The organism is Psychrobacter maritimus (assembly GCF_029953575.1).
GTDB classification, from domain to species: Bacteria; Pseudomonadota; Gammaproteobacteria; order Pseudomonadales; family Moraxellaceae; genus Psychrobacter; species Psychrobacter maritimus.
Genome location: NZ_CP124526.1, coordinates 36,517 through 57,722 on the forward strand (window position 1 = coordinate 36,517; position 21,206 = coordinate 57,722).

The 21,206-nt window shown below is 43.7% G+C and carries 17 protein-coding genes; 6 read left to right on the top strand and 11 right to left on the bottom strand.

The window, feature by feature from the left end:
* Positions 1 to 35 precede the first annotated feature (35 nt).
* Positions 36 to 1,094 carry a tRNA 5-methoxyuridine(34)/uridine 5-oxyacetic acid(34) synthase CmoB gene (gene cmoB, locus QJS82_RS00170; RefSeq protein ID WP_281490825.1) on the top strand — a complete coding sequence of 353 codons (1,059 nt, stop codon included), beginning with the start codon at positions 36 to 38 and terminating at the stop codon, positions 1,092 to 1,094.
* Positions 1,095 to 1,226: 132 nt separating this feature from the next.
* On the opposite strand, the gene QJS82_RS00175 is transcribed toward cmoB, so the two are convergent.
* A complete protein-coding gene (locus tag QJS82_RS00175; RefSeq protein ID WP_201565181.1) occupies positions 1,227 to 1,445 on the bottom strand; it encodes a DUF2788 domain-containing protein in 219 nt (72 codons plus the stop codon).
* 387 nt (positions 1,446 to 1,832) lie between these two features.
* Here QJS82_RS00175 and argS point away from each other — a divergent pair, with 387 nt between their 5' ends.
* The 3 genes from argS to QJS82_RS00190 all read left to right on the top strand — a co-directional run bounded on the left by argS (position 1,833) and on the right by QJS82_RS00190 (position 5,829).
* Positions 1,833 to 3,662, top strand: a complete 1,830-nt coding sequence (argS, locus tag QJS82_RS00180) for an arginine--tRNA ligase (protein WP_281490826.1) — start codon at positions 1,833 to 1,835, stop codon at positions 3,660 to 3,662.
* A gap of 139 nt (positions 3,663 to 3,801) precedes the next feature.
* Complete coding sequence (locus QJS82_RS00185; protein WP_201565183.1) at positions 3,802 to 4,629, top strand: SPOR domain-containing protein; 828 nt, start codon at positions 3,802 to 3,804, stop codon at positions 4,627 to 4,629.
* A 102-nt stretch (positions 4,630 to 4,731) separates the two neighbouring features.
* On the top strand, positions 4,732 to 5,829 hold the full coding sequence (locus tag QJS82_RS00190) for a PTS sugar transporter subunit IIC (protein WP_281490827.1): 1,098 nt from the start codon (positions 4,732 to 4,734) through the stop codon (positions 5,827 to 5,829).
* Positions 5,830 to 5,936: 107 nt separating this feature from the next.
* Here the strand turns inward: QJS82_RS00190 and QJS82_RS00195 are convergent, their stop codons facing one another.
* The 7 genes from QJS82_RS00195 to rdgB form a co-directional block, all read right to left on the bottom strand.
* A complete protein-coding gene (locus QJS82_RS00195) occupies positions 5,937 to 6,932 on the bottom strand; it encodes a c-type cytochrome (protein WP_281490828.1) in 996 nt (331 codons plus the stop codon).
* A gap of 604 nt (positions 6,933 to 7,536) precedes the next feature.
* Positions 7,537 to 8,433 (bottom strand): SDR family NAD(P)-dependent oxidoreductase, encoded by an 897-nt coding sequence (locus tag QJS82_RS00200; RefSeq protein ID WP_281491640.1) that lies wholly within the window; start codon positions 8,431 to 8,433, stop codon positions 7,537 to 7,539.
* Positions 8,434 to 8,795: 362 nt separating this feature from the next.
* The gene (gene clpX, locus QJS82_RS00205; protein ID WP_201612622.1) at positions 8,796 to 10,109 is read right to left on the bottom strand and encodes an ATP-dependent protease ATP-binding subunit ClpX; all 1,314 of its coding nucleotides are present in this window, start codon (positions 10,107 to 10,109) and stop codon (positions 8,796 to 8,798) included.
* A 150-nt stretch (positions 10,110 to 10,259) separates the two neighbouring features.
* The gene (gene clpP / locus QJS82_RS00210) at positions 10,260 to 10,907 is read right to left on the bottom strand and encodes an ATP-dependent Clp endopeptidase proteolytic subunit ClpP (RefSeq protein WP_281491641.1); all 648 of its coding nucleotides are present in this window, start codon (positions 10,905 to 10,907) and stop codon (positions 10,260 to 10,262) included.
* A 585-nt stretch (positions 10,908 to 11,492) separates the two neighbouring features.
* The gene (gene tig / locus QJS82_RS00215) at positions 11,493 to 12,836 is read right to left on the bottom strand and encodes a trigger factor (RefSeq protein WP_201565851.1); all 1,344 of its coding nucleotides are present in this window, start codon (positions 12,834 to 12,836) and stop codon (positions 11,493 to 11,495) included.
* 53 nt (positions 12,837 to 12,889) lie between these two features.
* Positions 12,890 to 13,015 (bottom strand): hypothetical protein, encoded by a 126-nt coding sequence (locus tag QJS82_RS00220; protein WP_265089813.1) that lies wholly within the window; start codon positions 13,013 to 13,015, stop codon positions 12,890 to 12,892.
* A gap of 352 nt (positions 13,016 to 13,367) precedes the next feature.
* On the bottom strand, positions 13,368 to 14,057 hold the full coding sequence (gene rdgB, locus QJS82_RS00225; RefSeq protein ID WP_281490829.1) for an RdgB/HAM1 family non-canonical purine NTP pyrophosphatase: 690 nt from the start codon (positions 14,055 to 14,057) through the stop codon (positions 13,368 to 13,370).
* A 519-nt stretch (positions 14,058 to 14,576) separates the two neighbouring features.
* On the opposite strand from rdgB, the gene QJS82_RS00230 reads away from it, so the two are divergent.
* Positions 14,577 to 15,206, top strand: coding sequence for a superoxide dismutase SodB (locus QJS82_RS00230; protein WP_183621288.1), 630 nt, complete (start codon positions 14,577 to 14,579; stop codon positions 15,204 to 15,206).
* Positions 15,207 to 15,455: 249 nt separating this feature from the next.
* On the opposite strand, the gene QJS82_RS00235 is transcribed toward QJS82_RS00230, so the two are convergent.
* The 3 genes from QJS82_RS00235 to QJS82_RS00245 are packed head-to-tail and all read right to left on the bottom strand — an operon-like array spanning position 15,456 to position 18,058.
* Positions 15,456 to 16,031, bottom strand: coding sequence for a DUF4145 domain-containing protein (locus tag QJS82_RS00235; protein WP_281490830.1), 576 nt, complete (start codon positions 16,029 to 16,031; stop codon positions 15,456 to 15,458).
* Between the two features lie 60 nt (positions 16,032 to 16,091).
* Positions 16,092 to 16,910 carry a DUF72 domain-containing protein gene (locus QJS82_RS00240; protein WP_281490831.1) on the bottom strand — a complete coding sequence of 273 codons (819 nt, stop codon included), beginning with the start codon at positions 16,908 to 16,910 and terminating at the stop codon, positions 16,092 to 16,094.
* Between the two features lie 41 nt (positions 16,911 to 16,951).
* Complete coding sequence (locus QJS82_RS00245) at positions 16,952 to 18,058, bottom strand: polyprenyl synthetase family protein (protein ID WP_438656631.1); 1,107 nt, start codon at positions 18,056 to 18,058, stop codon at positions 16,952 to 16,954.
* Positions 18,059 to 18,876: 818 nt separating this feature from the next.
* Between QJS82_RS00245 and fadB the strand changes: the two genes are divergently transcribed.
* A complete protein-coding gene (fadB, locus tag QJS82_RS00250; RefSeq protein WP_281490833.1) occupies positions 18,877 to 21,036 on the top strand; it encodes a fatty acid oxidation complex subunit alpha FadB in 2,160 nt (719 codons plus the stop codon).
* Positions 21,037 to 21,206 lie beyond the last annotated feature (170 nt).

The following is a 21,206-nucleotide window of genomic DNA, read 5'->3' on the forward strand; positions in this document are numbered from 1 at the left end:
TTATCAGTGTTTTATCAATACGGTAGCCGCCCTTTATGCTTAATGACACCATTACCCACGCTGAACGTGAACTGTATTTAACCTTGCTGGCACTGGCGCAGCAGCAGCCGAGCGCTTATGAATGGCTAACGCGGTTACCGACATGGCTCAATGCTATCAAAGACAAAGCCAATTACGCTCACGCACCCGCTTATCAAGCATCGGTAGCACGATTGCCAGAAATAACAGTCAATAATGTCGACTTAGACAACGACGTCTTGACGGTTGCCGCTAATCTTAGCGACTCTGAGCGTAAACAAACAATGGCACTGTTGAAGCAGCTAATGCCGTGGCGTAAGGGGCCTTTTCAGATTGGTGGTCAGATTGGTGGTCGGATTGGTAGTGACGAGTCCGCTATAAAAATCGATACCGAATGGCATAGCGATTGGAAATGGCAGCGAGTGTTGCCGCATTTAGGTAATTTAAAAGGTCGGCGCGTATTGGATGTGGGCGGTGGCTCGGGTTATCACGGTTGGCGGATGGCAGGCGCAGGGGCGGAGACGGTCATTATTATTGACCCATCATGCCTTTTTTATCATCAATTTATGGCAATTCGCCATTTTGTCGGCGCGGCAGATGCTCATCCTTCAGGTCGTTATCGTACCCATTATATTCCGGTACCGCTTGAAGCCCTGCCGGAGCACAGTCAGCTGTTTGATACGGTATTTAATATGGGCGTGCTCTATCATCGTCAATCACCGTTTGAGCATTTGCAACAGCTAAAAGGTCAGTTGGTTAAAGGTGGCGAGCTGGTGCTTGAAACCTTGGTTATCGATGGCGATGCCAATACCGTACTCGTGCCACACGACCGCTATGCGCAGATGAATAATGTGTATTTTCTGCCATCGGTCGATGCACTCATTGGTTGGTTAGAAAAAGCAGGATTTACCGAAGTACGCTGCGTCGATGTCGCCGTTACTTCAACCGCTGAGCAGCGCAAAACCGAATGGATGACTTATCATTCGTTGGCGGATTTTTTAGACCCTAATGATGCCAGCAAAACCATCGAAGGCTATCCAGCACCGAAACGTGCGACCCTCATTGCAAAAAAATAACTATTGCAAAGAAGGGATTAGACTGCAAACAGAAGATTAGAGCTATAAATCTCGCACAAGGCTGTCATTACTTTTAAATGCGATGTTAAAAAAATGAGCAGTGTTTTGAGAAATAGCTATGGCAAATACCGATTAAATAAACCAGCGTTTAAATGCCATTTCTATTAAAACCTTGAGGATAAAACCAATAAAGCCTGCACCAAGAGCTAAAAACATCCAAAAAGTACCCGCGCGACCCGCTTCAGATTGTTTTGATAAGTCCCAAATGATAAAGAATAAAAAGGCAATAAAAATGGGCAATAAAATATACATACCCCAACTGGTGACGGTACTGGCGGCAATAGCAAACATGGTTTTATCCTATAGATGAAAGTGTAAAGTGGCGCACGCTCTGAGGCTTTTTTTATGATTGTTTATAAATGAGACGATAATGTATAGAAAAAGCAGGCGGTAACTGTTTTTCATTATAACGCGGAATAGAGCCGCTATAAATATTTCGCTAACGTCAGGCAACAGTAACGCTACAATCAGCCTAAACAACCCTGTATTTGCAGCCTATAATAGCCATCATCTCCTAAGCTATGCCTATCCAGTATAAAAGTGGTAATTTTAACGCTATTTTTGGTTCAAATAGTGCAATAGCGCCTAAAGGTTGTTATATTTATAGGTTACTTATTTTTTTTGTATTATCTTATATTTCACCAATTTTTTTGTTCATTTATCTGAGTTTATAGTCCTATGTCACAAGCCCAAATTGATACGCTCGCCTCACTATTTGATAGTGCCATCCAAGCCCTAAAAAATGACGGCGAACTACCGGCTGATTGGCAAAACAACAGCCAAATTACACGGACAAAAGACACCAGTCATGGTGATTTTGCGAGCAATATCGCGCTAACGGCCGCCAAAGCTGCGAAAGCCAATCCACGCCAGCTCGCTGAAAAAATCGTCAACGCCTTGCCTGAAAACCAAAATATTCGCCAAGTAGAAATCGCAGGTCCTGGCTTTATCAACGTATTTTTAAATACTGAAGCCAAATTCGCCGTGTTAGACGATATCTTTAAGCTGCAAGAACGCTTTGGTTTAAGCAAGCAGTTTAAAGGTCAAAAAATCCAAGTTGAATTTGTCTCGGCCAATCCAACGTCTAGCTTGCACGTCGGTCATGGTCGCGGTGCCGCCTTTGGTATGAGCGTAGCAAATTTGCTTGAAGCCATTGGTTATGATGTCACGCGTGAGTATTATGTTAATGACGCCGGTCGCCAAATGGATATTTTAGCGACCAGTACTTATTTGCGTTATCTAGAAGCCAACGCTGAGCCAGTCACATTCCCAGTCAACGGCTATCAAGGCGATTATGTTAGTGATATTGCTCAAACACTAAAAACCCAGCACACTGATAGTTATGTGCATAGTTTTGCAGAAATTGCCAAAGACGTACCAGCAGATGCACAGTTTGAGATAAATGCAGACGGCGAAAAAGTGCTGCTATCGGGCGATAAAGAAGCCCATATCGACGGACTGATTGCCAATAGTAAAGCCTTGCTTGGTGATGGCTACGAGCTGTTTTTAAATGCAGCGCTTAGCAGCATTTTGGCTGATATCAAAGACGACTTAAATGACTTTGGCGTCCGCTATGAATGTTGGTTTAGCGAAAGATCAATCGATAGCGAGATTGAGCCTGTCTTACAAATCCTAGATGAAAAAGGCTATTTGTACGAAAAAGATGGCAATATTTGGTTTAAATCGACCGATTTTGGTGATGAAAAAGACCGTGTCGTTCGCCGTGCCAATGGTCAAAGCACTTATTTTGCCTCTGATATCGCTTATCATAAAAATAAATTTGATCGCGGTTTTGATAAAGTCATTAATGTTTGGGGCGCTGACCATCATGGCTATGTCCCACGGGTGAAAGCGGCGTTAACGGCGCTTGGTATCGATGCCGACCGTCTTGATGTGGTGCTAGTACAGTTTGTCGCCTTATGGCGCGGTAGTGAAAAAGTGCAAATGTCGTCGCGCTCGGGCAAATTTGTCACCTTACGTGAGCTGCGTCATGAAGTCGGTAACGATGCCGCGCGCTTCTATTACGTCGCCCGTAAGCCTGAAGTCCACGTCGACTTTGACTTAGAGCTTGCCAAATCGCAAAGTAAAGACAACTTGGTTTTCTATATCCAATATGCGCATGCACGGGTTTGCCGCGTGTTAGAAAAACTAGAAACCAGTGGTCTGCAAGTAGACGATATTACTGGCGCTGAAAAGCAAGAGTTATTAACCGCACCGAGCGAAGAGGAATTGATTAAATTACTGGGCGCTTATCCGGCAACCTTGCTACGTGCAGCGACAGGTTATGAGCCGCATATCTTAACCAACTATCTAAAAGAGTTGGCGGCGTTATTTCATGGTTGGTACGATAGCAATCGCATCTTGCCCGTCAGCTTGACCTCGGGTGAGACGCCAAGCCAAGATGAGATGGATATGATGCAAGCTCGCCTACGCTTATCTAAGGCGGTTAGGCAGGTATTGAGTAATGGGCTTAGCTTATTGGGCTTGTCTGCGCCGTCTAGTATGTAGTATAAAGAGAGACGGCTGCTAGCCATCATTCGCCGACGACTATTTGGCAATAACAATTCGAAAATGATAATTCAACAATGACAGTTCAACATTGATAATTCGACAACGATAGATATATTCAGTAGGGAGAACGAGATCCATGTTAGCCAAAAAACCAAAAGGTGCCACTGAAAAACGCAAAACAAGTAGTGTGTCAGGCTTATTATGGATGTTTGTTGGGGCGGTGTTGACGCTCATGATTGGGGTGTTTTTATACCTCTCACCATTGTTTAATTTTAGTCCTGCGGGCAGCGAAGACGGTACCGACCCTGATAGACAAGTGCAGCAACGAGTCGATACCGACACCGATAATGGTGATTATGAGTTTTATGATATTTTGCCCAATCAAGAGATGGCAACGATTCCTGATGAAGACTTTGGGGAAGGCGATGATAGCCAAGCAGGTCAAATCACTGACTTTGAGCCAGATGTAGTCGTTAATCAGCCTCAAAGTACGACGCCCGCTACTGATGCGGGTAACTTTGGCATCTCTGAAAATACCACTATTGAGCCGAATCGTGGCAACAATGCTAATAATGCAGCCACCAGCAATAATGATGACGATATTGTCATCGTTGAAGAAGATGCGACTTACGATGGCACACCAGCTGCCAACAATACAGGCGCGAATACAGGCGCGGCTGCAAACAAACCCAGCGCTGGTACTGCAAGCATTCAAGCGGCCAAACCTGCTACTTATATTTTGCAAATTAACAGCTTTGGCGATGCGGATGAAGCAGATCGTCGCCGTGCTCAAGTCTTGATGGCGGGTGTGGACGCTCGAGTGGTAAAAAATACCACGGGTAATGGTTTGCCTATCTATCAGGTTATCTCACGGCCGATGAATAACCGTCAAGCGGTTGCCACTGCCCAGCAACGCCTACAAAATAATGGTATAGATTCTATCATTGTCGAACAGCGTCGTTAGACTTACAGCATTGATAAAAAAAGCGTCACGGTGGCGCTTTTTTTATCCCTTTTTTTTGATATGTTTTTTGGCATCTTTTATCAAACTTAACATAAGAGCATCATGATGACTGTGATTCCTTCAGAAACTGCACCCGTCGGTATGATTCGAGCTTTTTTCCAAAAGTATTTCATTGATGCTTTCACTGGGATGGCGTTAGGACTGTTTGTTACCCTTATTGCCGGTCTTATCATCTCGCAAATCGGTGGCTGGTTAAACTTGCCCGCCTTGGTTGCGGTTGGAAAACTGGCCTCAGTATTAATGGGTGCGGGTATCGGTGTCGGTATCGCTTATTATCTTAAAGCGCCAACTTTGGTGATGCTAAGCTGCTTGGTTGTAGGGATGCTTGGTGCGCATTCTGAAGCTTTGATGGCCGGCAACTTATTTATCGCGCAAGAAGCCGGTCCAGCAACCTTTGCTGCTGTGCCCGGTAATCCGATTGGTGCTTATTTGACCTCAGTATTTGCTTATCGTGCTGGTACTTGGGTCGCGGGCAAAACCAAACTCGATATTTTGCTGATACCGTTAGTAGTATGTACGGTGGCTCTAATCGTCTGTGCGCTGCTTAATCCTCCGGTCGTTGCTGCGGTCAATGCGATTGGTCAAGGCATTCAAGCCGCAACTGAATTGCAGCCATTATTAATGGGTATCGTGATAGCAGTCGTCGTTGGAATTCTATTAACACTACCGACCTCAAGCGCTGCTATCTGTATCGCTATTGGGCTTGGCGGCTTAGCGGGCGGGGCGGCGGTCGTTGGCTGTGCGGCGCATATGATTGGTTTTGCGGTGGCCAGTTTTAAAGATAACGGCGTCAGTGGCGTCATATCCCAAGGACTTGGCACCAGTATGCTACAAATCCCTAACGTCCTTAGAAAACCTATTGTTTTATTGCCTGCCGTTATCGCCAGTGCTATTGTTGGTCCTATCGCAACTGTTGGCTTTGGGCTGGCTTGTACGGCGACTGGTGCTGGTATGGGTACGGCAGGATTGGTCGGGGTATTTGGTGTCATTGAAGCCTCACAAGGTATTATGAGTAGCGCCCAATTATGGACGGCGATTATTTTATTGATGTTTATTTTACCTGCGCTTATCGCTGGGGTGGTCGCTTATGTGATGCGCCGCCTTGGTTGGTTGGTCGATGGCGATATGAAACTGCCTTAAATTAAAATTAAATCAATCAAATTATACTAAGCATCAATAACTATAAAAAAGCCCAGCTATTTAAGTAGCTGGGCTTTTTTTCATGCTAACACTTATCATTTTTTTAATTAACGACGGACATCTTTTGGTGCATCGCCGTTCGGCCAATCTTTGTCTTTATTGGCTTTTACAGGGCGTGGCAAGTGGGTAAAGTAGGCGGCAATATCGACCGCTTCTTGGTCGCTTAGCGTATTACCTTGTCCAAATGGCATTTTACCTTTGATAAAGGCGGCGGCAGTATAAGTACGTGCCATCCCTGCGCCATCATTAAAGGATTTATCGCCAGCTACCGCAGGATAGATATAAGTACCATCGTCATTATACTGACCTTCGCCATTATCACCGTGACAAACGCTACATTTTTCTGCAAATAGCTTTTCGCCCGTTTCAGGGTTTGGCTCTAACTCTTTATTCACTTTGACAAAACCGCGGCCTTCAGGAGATACGCCGACGGGCATATCTTGCGACAGCCAAGTCATATAAGAGATAATGGCGTTCATATCATCGGAGCCCAAATCAAGCGCCTTACCGTCCATTGAGCGCTCAAAACAACCATTGACACGCTCTTGCAAGGAGTTGATACGACCACCGCGCGAACGATAAATAGGGAAGATGCCCGGCAGACCATTCCATGGCGCCGCAAACGCTTCTGAGCCGTTGCCTAAATGACAGCTGGTACAGTTGAGCTGGTTACCAACGTTATTTGGCATCTCTTTATAAGTATGATTGACAATCTGTAAACCTCGACGAATGGCGGCACCGCGCTCATCATCTGGAATGGTAGATTCGTCTGGCATATTAATCGCTGGCTTGCCGCCTGCTGCGCCTGCCGCATCACCACCGCCTGCGCTAGCGCTCACATCACTGGCAGCTGGCATATTACCTTTTAGCGTTTCGGCACGGGCTTCGAGGGCTTTAACGCGAGCCAAGGCTTCTGCTTCTTCCAAACGGTCAACGGCTTTGGTCTCATTGTTATTACTACAGCCGGTCATACTGACGGCACTGATGGCAAAGATAGTGGCTACTAACAGGGAGGAGGGCTTGGCACGTGGAAAGTTTATCATTGGAATATCATTATGTTAGAAAATAATATGTAAATCTATATTTATATGATAGTTTGGTCGTCATGATGGCAAAACTTATTTTAAGATTTTAGCTAAATAAATGGCTCGGATTTCAGTATTGATCAATGCCAACATAGTTGGCGTCATATCATTCAGCTTATCGCTACTGCCTAATATTAGCTATTAATCCGCTTGATTCTGCCTATCAAAACTCGACCAGTAATTAATCTGTAATTTGCTAGTAACATAATTGTATCAAATACAAATACGTAAAGTGTTTTTAAATTGAAAAAGAACACTAAAGCGACAAATGATGCCAACAGATGGTGAACGTTCTAAATAGCAAGGCATACTGTTTTTACTAAAAAAGCGCGTAAATATGAAAATATTTACGCGCTTTTTTTTGATGAAGATGTTTTTATATAGTAATTGCAAAATAAAATCGATACGTTAGTATTCTTGTGCTAATGGGATAGATTTTTCTTGCTTGCTGTTCGCAGGCTTAACAGAGGCTGCAAAAAACTCACCCCATTAGCACTTTGTATCGGTTTTAAGTCGAATAGACGACAGCTGTTTAACTTATTATTGTTTATCTGCCGCTATATTAATTAGCAATCGCCGCTTTACGGTCAGCCGTTTTTGCGCGTTTTTTGCCTTTTAATTGACGCGATAGCTTATTGACGTCATTCAATACCTTGCTATAGCGTGCTGGGAATACGCGCTGGACAGCATCTATCATTTTGGCATCATTGCCAATTAAGCAGCGTGGCTGATTGGTTGCGGCGGCCTGTAAAATAACCCAAGCGGCGGCGCTGGCATCAAATTTTAAAAATTTATTAAAACTACTGATGGCTTTGCGGCCGCTACGCATGCCAAGGTCGCTGATACTGTCGTTACCACGGGCGCTATTGGCGATATTGGTTTTGATGCCACCGGGATGAATACAGGTCGCTGAGACGCCGCAGCGCTGAATATCTAGCTCTTGACGCAGACTTTCAGTAAAGCCACGTACGGCAAACTTGCTGGCGTTATAAGCAGACTGTGACGGTTGTGCGGTCAAACCAAACAAGCTTGAGATGTTAATAATATGACCATGTTCGTTAAACTTACGTGCTTTGCTGTCTTTTTTACCACCATCAATTTCGCTTTCTTTCACGCTGTTTTTAATCAATGGCAAAAACGCCTTGGTGCCGTAAACCACGCCCCAAAAGTTGATATCCATGACCCATTCAAGCTCGCTAATGCTGCTACCTTCTACGCTTGAATAAAGCGCCACGCCCGCATTATTAAAGATAAAGTTTACTTTACCATGCTCCGCCATCACGCTATCCGCCCACGCTTCGACGGCTTTATTATCTGAGACGTCAAGTACCGTGGTGGTGACTTTGACATCATAGCCGACCAGTAACTCTTTGGTTTGTGCCAATTGCTCAGCATTGATATCTGATAGCGCCACATGGCAGCCCATTTTTGCTAAATGAATGGCAAGCTCGCGCCCCATGCCAGAGCCAGCGCCAGTGATAGCGGCGACATGGTTGCGGTAATAGGGGGTAATGTCATGGTCTTGGTGAGAGGAAAAAGGCAGATGTTGGCGTAGTGAGGTTGCGATTGCAGAGACATTTCCAGAAACAGTGTTAAGCATGATAAACAGTCCTTTGTATCATTAATAATATTGGTATTTCTACTTTAGCATGATTGATGATAAGCGCTGATAGCAATTGATAAACGCGGCTGTCATTTTTACCCACTACATTAGCTGCAAAAAATAAAATGAGAAGTAAGCGGACATAAAAAAGTGTCTAGTATAATTTACACTAGACACTTTTATTTTAATTACCGCTTCAATAGAGCAGATAAGACCTTTTAAGCGTCTATCGCTATCTGTTCTGAGTCACCGTTAGAGAAGGTGATTTCAGGGATTTTACCGTCGTTGATTACTGCTTCATCAACGAGTACGGTCTTAGCATTTTCCATTGAAGGCAGCTCATACATGGTTTCAAGTAGAGCATTTTCTACGATAGAGCGCAGACCACGGGCACCTGTTTTGCGTGCCATTGCTTTTTTAGCAATCGCATCGAGTGCTTCTTTGGTAAAGGTAATGTCAGCGCCTTCCATATCAAACAGGTACTTGTACTGCTTGACCAACGCATTCTTTGGTTCCGTCAAAATCTGAACCAAAGCGTCTTCGTCTAGCTCTGTGAGCGCAGCAAGCACAGGAAGACGACCGATCAGCTCTGGGATAAGACCGAACTTGATTAAATCTTCCGGCTCTACTTGTTGCAGTAGCTCTGAGCTACGTTTACTATCGTCTTTTGAGCTGACATCGGCATTAAAGCCAATACCTGTTTTTTCAGTACGCTGCTGAATCACTTTATCAAGACCGGCAAACGCACCACCAACGATGATTAAGATATTACTGGTGTCAACTTGGATAAGCTCTTGCTGTGGATGCTTGCGACCACCGTGTGGCGGAATAGCGGCAACCGTGCCTTCGATAAGCTTAAGCAAGGCTTGCTGCACACCTTCACCTGATACGTCACGAGTGATAGATGGGTTGTCGCCTTTTTTGCTGATTTTATCAATCTCATCGATATAAATGATACCTTGCTCAGCTTTACTGACATCATAATCTGAGGCTTGTAATAGCTTTTGCACGATGTTTTCGACATCTTCACCGACATAACCGGCTTCAGTTAAAGTCGTGGCATCTGCCATCGCAAAGGGCACATCAAGCAAGCGCGCTAGAGTTTGCGCTAGCAAGGTTTTACCAGAACCGGTTGGACCGATTAGCAAGATATTACTTTTTGCCAATTCAACCATGGCATCATCAGCACCGATTTTAGCTTTTTTGCTGTCATTGGCTAAAGTTTGACTGACTTTTAAACGTTTATAATGGTTATAAACCGCAACCGCCAAGGCTTTTTTGGCCGCATCTTGCCCGATGACATATTCGTCAAGCTTGGCACGTAGCTCTTTTGGTGTTGGCAGCTTTTTATTGACCCAAGAGGTATCAATATCGCTGTCGTCGTCACCATCTTCGGCGCTATCGGCAATCAGGTCTGTACATAGCTCAATACATTCATTACAGATATTGGCGTCGTCAGCGGCAATCAGCTGCTTTACTTCACTTTTTTCTTTGCCGCAAAACGAACACTGCGGGGTGTTATCTTCTGCCATATGCAGGCACTCCTAAAATTTTATACTGATCAATATTCTGATTATGGACATCGATGCAAAAGCGCCGGGCACTTAATATATTTTCTCTTACCCTATCGCGCTTAGGCATCTGATGTTTTAAAGTCTCTTAGACGGCTGCTATTAAAGCGCTTATAGAGAAGTCGGGCGACGCTCTAATACTTCGTCAACCAGACCGTATTCTTTGGCTTCTTTGGCATCTAACCAATAGTCACGCTCAACGTCTTTTTCGATTTTCTCGACGGGTTGACCGGTACGCTCAGCCAAAATCTCGTTCAAGCGAGCACGCGTTTTTAGAATTTCACGCGCATTAATTTCGATATCGGTTGCTTGACCTTGCGCGCCGCCTGAAGGCTGGTGAATCATCACGCGCGAGTTGGCCAGGGCATAACGTTTGCCTTTTTCGCCAGCGGCTAATAAGAATGAACCCATGCTATAAGCGCCGCCCATACAAATGGTCGAAACTTCAGGTTTGATAAAGTTCATGGTATCAAAAATAGCCAAACCAGCACTTACTGAGCCGCCTGGTGAGTTGATATATAAATGGATATCTTTATCAGGGTTTTCTGCTTCTAAGAATAATAACTGCGCGACGATAAGATTGGCCATATGGTCTTCAACTTGACCGGTCAAAAAGATAACACGCTCACGTAATAGGCGTGAGAAAATATCAAACGAGCGTTCACCGCGCGCTGACTGCTCAACCACCATTGGAACCAATGCGGCTTGTGGCGTGCTTTGGTTATATTGTGCGCTTTGGGCAGTGGTGTGCGCACTCATCAACATATCAAAATGCGGGTTAGCAGTGATGCGATCATAATCTGTCATAAAGATGTCCTGTTTATAAGTACATAAAGTAAAGAGGTATAGGCTAGCTGTTGGCTAAATTTTTATGGTGGTTATCATTGTAAACATTGCCGCCTATGAATAAAAGCTGCCTGTTAATAAAACCTATTCGGTTCAATTAAATGCTCTAAATATCGCTAGCAAGTCGCCAATCATATTCGTGATTTAAGGCGGCGCTTAAAAGTTATTCCATCTACTTGCTAGAAATAGCAGCTGTCAAAAATAGTAGCCGCTAAAAATAATTGAGCTAATGGTAACTTTTTTATGGCGGCAATAGTAACTTTTTAATGTGACAAATGATAAATGACTCCCTATTAATAAGGCGTCTGTGCCCATTTATCAAGGGCAGTAGCAATAAACACCAGGTAAAAGTAGCTAATAAGCCAGTAATTTATAAGCTTGCAATAAAAATGCCCTAACAAGATGTTAGGGCATTGTATTAGGGTATTGTTTTTAGCATTTTTGCAGTAAGAGTAGCAATGTGCCATTAATAGCAAATTGCCAAGTTATCTTACTAAATTACATACCTTGCTGCTGTTGTTGCTGAGCGGCTAGCAAGTCTTGGTAGCTGACTTCTTTGTCAGTTACTTTGCCTTGCTCGATTAAATAATCAACCACTTGGTCTTCTAGAACCACAGACTCAATGTTAGCGCGTTGCTGCTTGTCATTGGTGTAGTACTCGATGACTTCTGCTGGATCTTCGTAGTTTTCAGCGGCTTCTTTGATAAAGCTTTCAACACGCTCTTGATCTACTTCTAAGCCTTTGGTGTCGATAACGCGAGCAACGATGATGCCAAGACGGGCAGCACGTAGCGCTTGCTCTTCGAACAGCTCATTTGGCAGCATGTCTTTATCGAAGCTATCAGCGTTGGCACCGAACTGCTGAGAAAAACGTTGCATCATCATGTTGCGTTGACGCTCGATTTCTTGCTCTAGCATGGCGTTTGGTACGTCAAACTCGTTCTTTTCTAGTAGCGCATCAAAGGTCGCTTGTTTTACTTGGCTACGCGCCGCATTTTTGATTTCGCGTTCCATGTTTTTACGCACGTCTTCTTTTAATTTCTCAACGCCGCCTTCTTTAACACCGAATAGCTCTAGGAACTCTTCGTTGATTTCAGGTAGTTTTGATTTTTCAACCAATTTTACGTTGATTTTGAACTGGGCTTCTTTACCAGCCAAGTTTTCAGCTTGGTAATCTTCTGGGAAAGTCACGTCAATGACTTTTTCTTCGCCAGCTTTCATGCCTTTGATACCATCTTCAAAGCCTGGAATCATCTGGTTGCTACCGATAACCAATTTGAAGTCTTCAGCAGAACCGCCTTCGAATTTTTCGCCGTCGATTGAGCCTTCAAAGTCAAACGTTACTTGGTTGTCTTTGGCCGCTTTACCTTTTTTCTCAACGAATTCTTCACGTTGTTTTTGTAGGTTTTCAATCATGGTGTCAACGTCTTCATCGCTAACCGTCGCTGTGTGACGCTCAACTTCGATCTCATCAATACCTTGCACGTCGATTTCTGGGAAAATTTCAACAGTGGCTTGATAAACCAAGAAATCATCTTCAAGTTTTACATCATCGATGTTAGGCATGCCAACGGCGCGGATGTCTTCCGATTTGATCGCTTCAAAAACGGTATCACGGATCACATCGTTGATAACTTCTTGTTGAATGCCAGCACCGTACTGTGAACGGATATGTGACATAGGGACGTTACCTTTACGGAAACCGTCAATCTTGGCAGTTTTCGCAACTTGGCGAATACGGCCTTCAACTTTGTTTTGAATTTTTTCAACGGGTACTTTAACCGTTAGCTGAGTTTCTTTGTTAGATAGCTTGTTGGTTGTAACTTGTAAATCTGTAGCCATGTTCATTACACCTTTAGGATTTAATAGTACGTTTGATTAAATAGTACTTAGGGTTAAATAGTAATAGACAACCGTGCCTCAAAATACGGGCGGGTGTTACCGATTGCCGTTGGAATAAATAGGGGATATTGATAGCGCGCAATTTCGCAGTCCGTGCCCGTAGCAATCGCTGCTGACACAAAAATGTGAAACGCTTTATCTGAATAGACGCTATCTGATATCAATATTAACCATGAATAGGTCGCATAATAACGCTTTTTGCGCGATTATACAGACAAATAACGGCTTTCAACAAAATTTTAAAAGTAGAACAGTATAATCCATCTGTTTATCAAAGTAAAAATTATCTGTTTGCGGTCTAAATAGGGCAGCGCTGCTATCGTCCGTTCAAATAAAATTACTGGGTTAATATTGTCGTATTATCGGTATTAACTATTATCGGTATTAACATAGCAAAGCAGTAAACGCTATGGATCGACGATAAGGTAGGACTGCTTTTATTCGGATTGCTTTTATAAGGCAGAATTGTTTTTATAAAGACAATAAAGGCAGTTGCGCCAATAATTGCTCAATCGCCTGACCACGATGACTGATACTATTTTTATCCGCCGCGCTGAGGCTTGCCGCCGTTGCTTGCAGTTCTGGCAACCAAAACAGCGGGTCATAACCAAAACCGCCATCACCATGCGGCGCCGCCAAAATCTCACCGTGCCATAAACCTTGAGCGATAATCGGTAACGGGTCATCGGCATGACGTACCATCGCCAATACGCAAACGAACATGCCTTTAATAGCGGCATCAGGCTGTGCTGCACGGATAGGCTGCAAGTCGGCAACAAGCTTAGCATTATTTTTACTGTCATTGCCGTGCTCGCCTGCATAGCGGGCAGAGTAGATACCGGGTGCATTGCCCAATGCTGGCACGCATAACCCTGAATCATCAGCAATCGCAGGTAATCCGCTTGCTCGGCTGGCATGACGGGCTTTGATAATGGCGTTCTCAACGAAGCTTAATCCATCCTCGATTGCATCGTCGATATCAAGCTGACCTTGCGGGACAATCGTTACATCCAAATCTGCCTCAGCAAATAGGCGGGTAAACTCAGCAAGTTTGCCTTTATTGTTACTGGCGAGCACCCATTGGTTTTGTGGTGTGTCTGGATTTGAATCATTTAAGGTGGATGCTTGTTGATGAGTCTCTGTGACACTGGCTTGATTCATATTCTTTGTCCGTAATTGAGTCGCTTATACGTGCATATTCTAGGCTAGCATCGGCTAAATTACCAATTAGCATAACGAATCGCTGATTCATAACATTTGGTAACTGATATTTGTCGTCACTATTGCTATAATAGGCAACAAGCTACAGTGAATTATATCTTATAGCTTGTGAACTTAAAGTTAATAATAGCTTTAATCGTTAGTAAATAGTTTTAAACGGTAATAATGGTTTTTAAGTCCCTGTTTTGGTATTTGATAGTTTTGATGTTTAATGACTTGGCATTTAAAAGCTTGAGTGTTTAAAATTTCTCGTATTTAACGATATAATAACTATTAAGTGTTGCTCGCTTAAGATAACTTTCAAATTTAGCGCTTTTTTAGGTTTACCGCATTATGTGTTAGCCTAGTGAGTGTTAAATTTCTCTAACAATAAACTAAGCCAATTTAGTCTCATAATTTATAGCGTTCGTTTTAAGCTATACCTAATACTAATGGCTAAACCAGCAAGGATAAAATAATATGTCAAAGATTACATTACCAGAACTACCGTATGCAAAAGACGCGCTAGAGCCACATATCAGTGCTGAAACGCTAGAATACCATCATGATAAGCATCACAACGCATATGTGACTAAGTTAAACGAATTGCTACCAGGTTCTGGTCTAGAAGACAAAACTTTGTCAGAAATCATCGTAGCAACCGCTAAAGATGACAGCAAGCAAGGTATGTTTAACCAAGCAGCCCAAGTATGGAACCACACGTTCTATTGGAATTGCATGACGCCAGACAATGGCGGTGGCGAACCTACTGGCGATCTAAAAGCTAAAATCGAAGAAGACTTCGGCAGCTATGACAAGTTCCGTGAAGAGTTCAAAAACGCAGCATTGACTCAGTTCGGTTCAGGTTGGGCGTGGCTAGTCGCTGATAAAGTCGGTGGCAAATTGTCTATCGCCAAAACAGCTAACGCTGATACGCCACTTGCACATGACCAAGTAGCGGTATTGACTTGTGACGTGTGGGAACATGCGTACTACATCGATTATCGTAACCGTCGTCCTGACTATGTGGACACGTTCCTAGACAAACTAGTGAACTGGGACTACGCAAACGCAAAATATAAAGGTCAAGATGCTGGTGTTGAAGAGTAATCTTTAACCACTAAGTAGTTTGATTAATAAAAAAGGACGCTGAGAGGCGTCCTTTTTTTGGTTTGAATTTTAGAAACTAACCATCTATTTTTGCTTATCTCTTTGTTTAATGTGTTCTTGCGTCTCTAAAGGAATTAAGTCTGCATATAAGACTTCTAGCTCTTTTGGTTTCGTAATCAGCTCATCAGCGATAAAGTTTAAAATACTAAATAATTTTTCGGCAACTTCCGCATTATCATCTAAATTTATTTACCCAGGATGAACAGCATTATTACCTATTACTCTAAGTAGGTCTAAAGCTTGTTGTATTTTAGGACTTAACCCTTCCGATACTAGTTCTCCTATATCATCATTGATTTTCTTACCACTTTTGCCTACTTGCTTTAATAGCATTTGAAGAGCTAGCCGTAGAAGAGCGGTAGAACCTTTTGGCGAATCCACTAAGATAGTTGCCGCTTCCATATAAAGATCTTTTATACTTTCTTCTAAATCTTCATTAGGTGGTGGAATTACTGTTTTTCTAGGAAAGACAATCTCTTTGTTTACCCACAATGTGAATTTTTCACATGAAATACAAGTAGCCACTGAAAAATCTTTTGGAAGAAGATTATAAATATTATCTCTAAACATCTTCTGTGATTTGCTTATGAATCTAGAAATTTCTTCTTGAGCGTAATCTTGAACTTGTGATCTGTAGTCTAGATAAATATTATCAAGTATTTCTGTAGAAGTTATACTAATTTTAAATGCATTAGACCACTCTTGAGTAGCAATAGTATGACAATGTGGGCACTTAAATTTTTTACTTCCATGTTCTGGCAACATCTGCTGCTCCATAAGTTGACTAGATAAAACAATATACTAACGGAAAATTTATATTAAAAATCAAAGTACTTCAAACCCAAACTTACCCAACGCCTCACGTAACATCGCAATATTATAGTACGCATGCGCATTGACGGTATTTTGAAAGAAAATATAGAGCGTATCAAAATGCTGACGCTGATTGGCAATCGCTTGCGCCCAGTCCTGCATTTCCGCCTCGCTATAGCGATAATCATGGCGGTCAGCGGCACTCATCGCATCCCACCAGTTTAGATTATTACCATGCATACGCAGGTAGCCCGTGCGCTCGGTAAATATCAATCGTGACGGTGGTAGACCGCTGACTTTTGGATAATCGACGCTACACCAAATCAGACCTTGTTTGACAAAACTATCGACCACTTGCGGGGTATGCCAACCATTATGACGAAACTCAACGGCTAGTGGATAATCTTGAAACCAACTGACAAGGTTTGCCAGATACAACCGATGCTCACGGGTACGGTCAAAGCCGTGTGGGAATTGCAGTAGTAGTGGCGCGAGAGCGTTGGCTTCGATCAGTGGCGAGAGGGCAGTAATAAATGCTTGGGCGTGTTCGGCTGTGCCCTTGCGCGCATGAGTAAAGTCTTGATGCAGCTTGACCGCGAACTTCAATTCACTGTCTGCTTGCACGTAGGCTTTATCGACCATGCCAGCAAAGGCTTTTTGTCCGATGGGCGCGTAGAAAGTGCTATTAATTTCCACCGCGCCGTATTGCTTGGCGTATTCGCGTAAGAAGTCGGTTTTTTTGGTACCAGTGGGATATAGCGTGCCGAGTAAGTCGGTATCGCTATAACCGCCGGTGCCAAGGTAAATACGCGGAGTAGGGGTACTGTCCATGTTGACCACCCTTTGCTATTTTTAATTTATCATTAATAAGCTTACTTTTTACGTGCCCATAGCCATTCAATGAGTGCCAATAGTGCGTTGTTGTTTGCACTGTCTTTTTTGCCACTCAGCTCACGGCTGCTCAACTCGCGAATAATGGCTGCGCGTCCGTCATTAAATAGCGATTGCGCATAGCTGGTTGCCTGCTCAACGCCCATCAATTTTACGTAGGTAGATTTATCCAATTTTTCATCACTGCCAGCAGGTTTACCAAGCGTATCGGTGCTGGTGGTGACGTCTAAAATATCGTCTTGTACCTGAAAGGCGAGTCCAATATGCTGCGCACACTCTTGTAGAGCCATACGCTGTGGAGCGGTCGCGCCAGCACAAATACCACCCATCAGCATAGCCGCTTCAATCAATGCGCCCGTTTTATCACGGTGGATGGCTTCCAAGTCGCTTTGTGAAATACCAGTAGTAGCTTCGGCATTAAGGTCGAGCATTTGACCCGAAACCATACGTCTGGCACGCGGTGCAAATATCGCGATGAGCTGGCTTGCGATAGCTGAGTCAAACGGCGCAAAGGTTGGCAGCTCTGCGGTCAATACTTCGAAAGCGAGCGTCTGTAGCACGTCACCGGCCAGCAGGGCAGTTGATTCTTCAAAGACGATATGCGCGGTCGGCTGACCACGGCGCAGCTCGTCATCGTCCATACATGGCAAGTCATCATGTACCAATGAATAGGTATGCAACAGCTCTACTGCCAATGCCGCACGGCGACACATATCATAATCGGAGTCGTTTTCTAGTAGTGATTCTAAATCGCTATTATAAGTGGTTCTTCTATCAGTGCTTTTATCCGCGCTTTCATCGTCATTACTAACATTGTTATTAGCGCTGTCATTAACATTAACATTGTCATTAGCGCCGTCATTAGCATTGCTTTGATTGACACTATCAAAGGCGCTGGCGACCAATAACGGACGTACCAATTTACCTTGACCGGTCATCACATAACGGCAGGCATCAATCAGCGGGCTTGGCAGCTCAGCGTAAGCAAACAGCACTTCGATATCTTGCGACAGTTGCGCGCGCACGGCGCTATGAAATTGCTCGGTGTTGTTATCAAAGCCAGCAAAAGATACGAGTCTTGCAGGCATCAGGCTTGGCGTATTAGTAGAAGAAGTAGAAACAGAAACAGTCATAACCCAACCATCTATCAGGTGAATAATAAAAATAGTGCTAGTGTAGCATGATAGATTATATTCCTTAGCGAGCGGGTATTATCAATGAAACATTTTTGGCGCTTTAGTGTTAAAAAACCTGCTTAAAAAAGCTGGAAATAATACAACAAGCCTTCGTTACGTATGGGCGATGTATCTTGGCGGTTGGATATGTTTTGATAAGGGATAGCGCTTATCGATAAATAAGCGCTATTTATAAGCGTTAAAAGCATGATTGTCAGTATATAATCTCAGTATACAAGCAGTCACTTAAAGCACCTTGGCAGCAAGGTAAAGGGCTAGTATCGACTTAAGAGTGACTTGCGAGTATGGTATTAGCTTGTGACAGTCGGGGGCATAATCCCCTACACTAATTGGCTTGAAAATGGTCTGGTGCTTAGCAGGTGGGTTTTTAGCCCTTATCTATGTGACATATCAGCTCAATATTCAGTCAGTATTTATACGACTGGTATTCGCACCATTAGGATTTATCACAGCATACCGGCAACAATCGTATATAAATAAAGCGCCGTATTCAGTTGTGCTAACGCGGTAACATTCGGCATAGAACATGAATATATAAGCATGAGCGCTGGATAATAAAGACACCTTCACTGCTTACTTTATACTGACTTTATAAGGCAGTAGGTTGGCAGTGTTATTACTCGTTTTACTAACAATAACTGGCTATGTGCTTTAATTTTAAAACTTTTAATTTTAAAACGTAGCTTTCGTTATATAGCAAGGAGTTTCAAATGGTATACCAAGGAAATCGCATCACGGTGACAATGCTAGAGGATGGCATCGCCAACATGCAGTACAACGCCGAAAATGAGAGCGTGAACAAGTTTGATGCTGAAACCAATAAGCAATTTGGCGAAGCGGTTACTGCTTTAGAAAAAGCGGATAACGTAAAGGGTCTTATCGTGACGTCGAGCAAAGGCGTATTTATCGCTGGTGCTGATATCACAGAATTCGTCGGCTCTTTTAAAAAGCCAGAAAGCGAAATCAAAGACTGGGTTGTTAACATCAACGACGCCTTTAACCGTTTTGAAGATTTGCCGTTTCCAAAAGTAGCCGCTATCAATGGCGCAGCGCTTGGCGGTGGTTGTGAGATGACCTTGGTTTGTGAATACCGCGTCATGAGCGACAAAGCCATCATCGGTCTACCAGAAACCCAATTGGGTATTTTCCCAGGTTTTGGTGGTACGGTTCGTAGTACCCGTATCATTGGTATCGACAATGCGCTTGAGCTTATCGCTACTGGTACACCAAAGAAAGCACTTGATGCGTTAAAACTTGGCTTAGTGGATGCGACTGTTCCTGCCGATGATTTACAAGATGCAGCGATTGATCTGGTCAAAAAATGTATCTCAGGTGAGCTTGATTGGCAAGCAAAGCGTGAAGAGAAGCTTGCGCCTGTTAAGCTAAACCAGCTTGAGCAAGCGATGGCATTTAACAGCGCAAAAGGTATGATTTTTGCCAAAGCCAATCCTAAGCAGTACCCAGCGCCAGCAATCGCTATTGAAGCAATTGAAAAACATGTAAATCTGCCACGTGATAAAGCAATCGAAGTGGAAGCAACTTACTTCGCAAAAGCGGCGAAAACCCCGCAAGCAGAAAGCTTGGTTGGTCTGTTCTTAAACGATCAGTTGGTCAAAAAATTAGCTAAGCAGCACAGCAAAAAAGCACATGAAATCAATGAAGCGGCCGTACTTGGCGCGGGTATCATGGGCGGCGGTATCGCTTATCAGGCAGCCAGCAAAGGCTTGCCAATCATTATGAAAGACATCAAGTCTGAGCAATTAGACCTTGGTATGGGCGAAGCCAGCAAGCTACTTGGCAAAATGGTTGAACGTGGCAAGATGACCCCAGCAAAAATGGGCGAAACGTTAAGCCGTATCCGTCCGACTTTGAACTATGGTGACTTTGCTGAGACTGATATCGTTATCGAAGCGGTGGTAGAAAATCCAAACGTGAAGCGTGCGGTACTAAAAGAAGTCGAAGGCTTGGTTAAAGACGATTGTATCCTAGCGTCAAACACTTCAACGATTTCTATTACTTTCTTAGCGGAAGCCCTAGAGCGTCCAGAAAACTTCGTTGGTATGCATTTTTTCAACCCAGTAAACCGTATGCCGCTAGTAGAAGTTATTCGCGGTGAAAAATCTTCTGAAGAAGCTATTTCAACGACCGTTGCTTTGGCCACAAAAATGGGTAAAGTGCCTGTCGTCGTGAACGACTGCCCAGGTTTCTTGGTAAACCGTGTGTTATTCCCATACTTTGGTGCCTTTGACTTGCTCCTTAAGCAAGGTGCGGATTTTGCTCATGTCGATAAAGTCATGGAAAAATTCGGCTGGCCTATGGGTCCTGCGTATCTAATCGACGTCGTTGGTTTAGATACTGGCGTACACGGCGCAGAAGTCATGGCAGAAGGTTTCCCTGACCGCATGAAGCCTGATTATAAAGGTGCTATCGAGCATTTATACGAAAACAAACGCCTAGGTCAGAAAAACGGCGTCGGTTTCTATAAGTATGAGATGGACAAACGCGGCAAGCCTAAAAAAGTTGCTGATGAAGCGACTTATGAGCTATTAAAAACTACCACTGATAGCGACAAGCAAACCTTTGATGATCAAGCGATTATCGACCGTACCATGCTTGCTTTCTGTAATGAGACTGTACGTTGCCTAGAAGATAATATCGTCAGCACGCCATCTGAAGCCGATATGGCGATGATTATGGGCGTTGGTTTCCCACCATTCCGCGGTGGCCCTTGCCGTTATATCGACCAAATGGGTCTAGATAACTACTTGGCGCTGTGTGAAAAATACGCATACCTTGGCAAAGCCTATGAAGCCCCGCAAAAGATTCGCGACATGGCAGCAGCAGGCGAGACCTTTTACGCCACGGCGTAATGGGCAGTCATTACTAGGATGAAGTGCCGTACGTTTGTTATTAAGGCTGAGAGAAAATTAGTTATTTATGCTCCTTAATGCCAATATTCTTTAATAGCAGACGTACGATTATAGTTGGTTGAATTTAGGCCAGTACAAGAAAATCGAGCGCAGAGGTACCTATTGTACTT

Coding starts and splice junctions, on each gene's coding strand:
- clpP (WP_281491641.1), bottom strand. CDS start 10,907: ATGAGTGCGCACACCACTGCCCAAAGCGCACAATATAACCAAAGCACG.
- clpX (WP_201612622.1), bottom strand. CDS start 10,109: ATGGCAGAAGATAACACCCCGCAGTGTTCGTTTTGCGGCAAAGAAAAA.
- QJS82_RS00190 (WP_281490827.1), top strand. CDS start 4,732: ATGATGACTGTGATTCCTTCAGAAACTGCACCCGTCGGTATGATTCGA.
- QJS82_RS00235 (WP_281490830.1), bottom strand. CDS start 16,031: ATGTTGCCAGAACATGGAAGTAAAAAATTTAAGTGCCCACATTGTCAT.
- cmoB (WP_281490825.1), top strand. CDS start 36: ATGCTTAATGACACCATTACCCACGCTGAACGTGAACTGTATTTAACC.
- QJS82_RS00195 (WP_281490828.1), bottom strand. CDS start 6,932: ATGATAAACTTTCCACGTGCCAAGCCCTCCTCCCTGTTAGTAGCCACT.
- argS (WP_281490826.1), top strand. CDS start 1,833: ATGTCACAAGCCCAAATTGATACGCTCGCCTCACTATTTGATAGTGCC.
- QJS82_RS00175 (WP_201565181.1), bottom strand. CDS start 1,445: ATGTTTGCTATTGCCGCCAGTACCGTCACCAGTTGGGGTATGTATATT.
- tig (WP_201565851.1), bottom strand. CDS start 12,836: ATGGCTACAGATTTACAAGTTACAACCAACAAGCTATCTAACAAAGAA.
- QJS82_RS00230 (WP_183621288.1), top strand. CDS start 14,577: ATGTCAAAGATTACATTACCAGAACTACCGTATGCAAAAGACGCGCTA.
- fadB (WP_281490833.1), top strand. CDS start 18,877: ATGGTATACCAAGGAAATCGCATCACGGTGACAATGCTAGAGGATGGC.
- rdgB (WP_281490829.1), bottom strand. CDS start 14,057: ATGAATCAAGCCAGTGTCACAGAGACTCATCAACAAGCATCCACCTTA.
- QJS82_RS00245 (WP_438656631.1), bottom strand. CDS start 18,058: ATGCCTGCAAGACTCGTATCTTTTGCTGGCTTTGATAACAACACCGAG.
- QJS82_RS00185 (WP_201565183.1), top strand. CDS start 3,802: ATGTTAGCCAAAAAACCAAAAGGTGCCACTGAAAAACGCAAAACAAGT.
- QJS82_RS00200 (WP_281491640.1), bottom strand. CDS start 8,433: ATGGGGCGCGAGCTTGCCATTCATTTAGCAAAAATGGGCTGCCATGTG.
- QJS82_RS00240 (WP_281490831.1), bottom strand. CDS start 16,910: ATGGACAGTACCCCTACTCCGCGTATTTACCTTGGCACCGGCGGTTAT.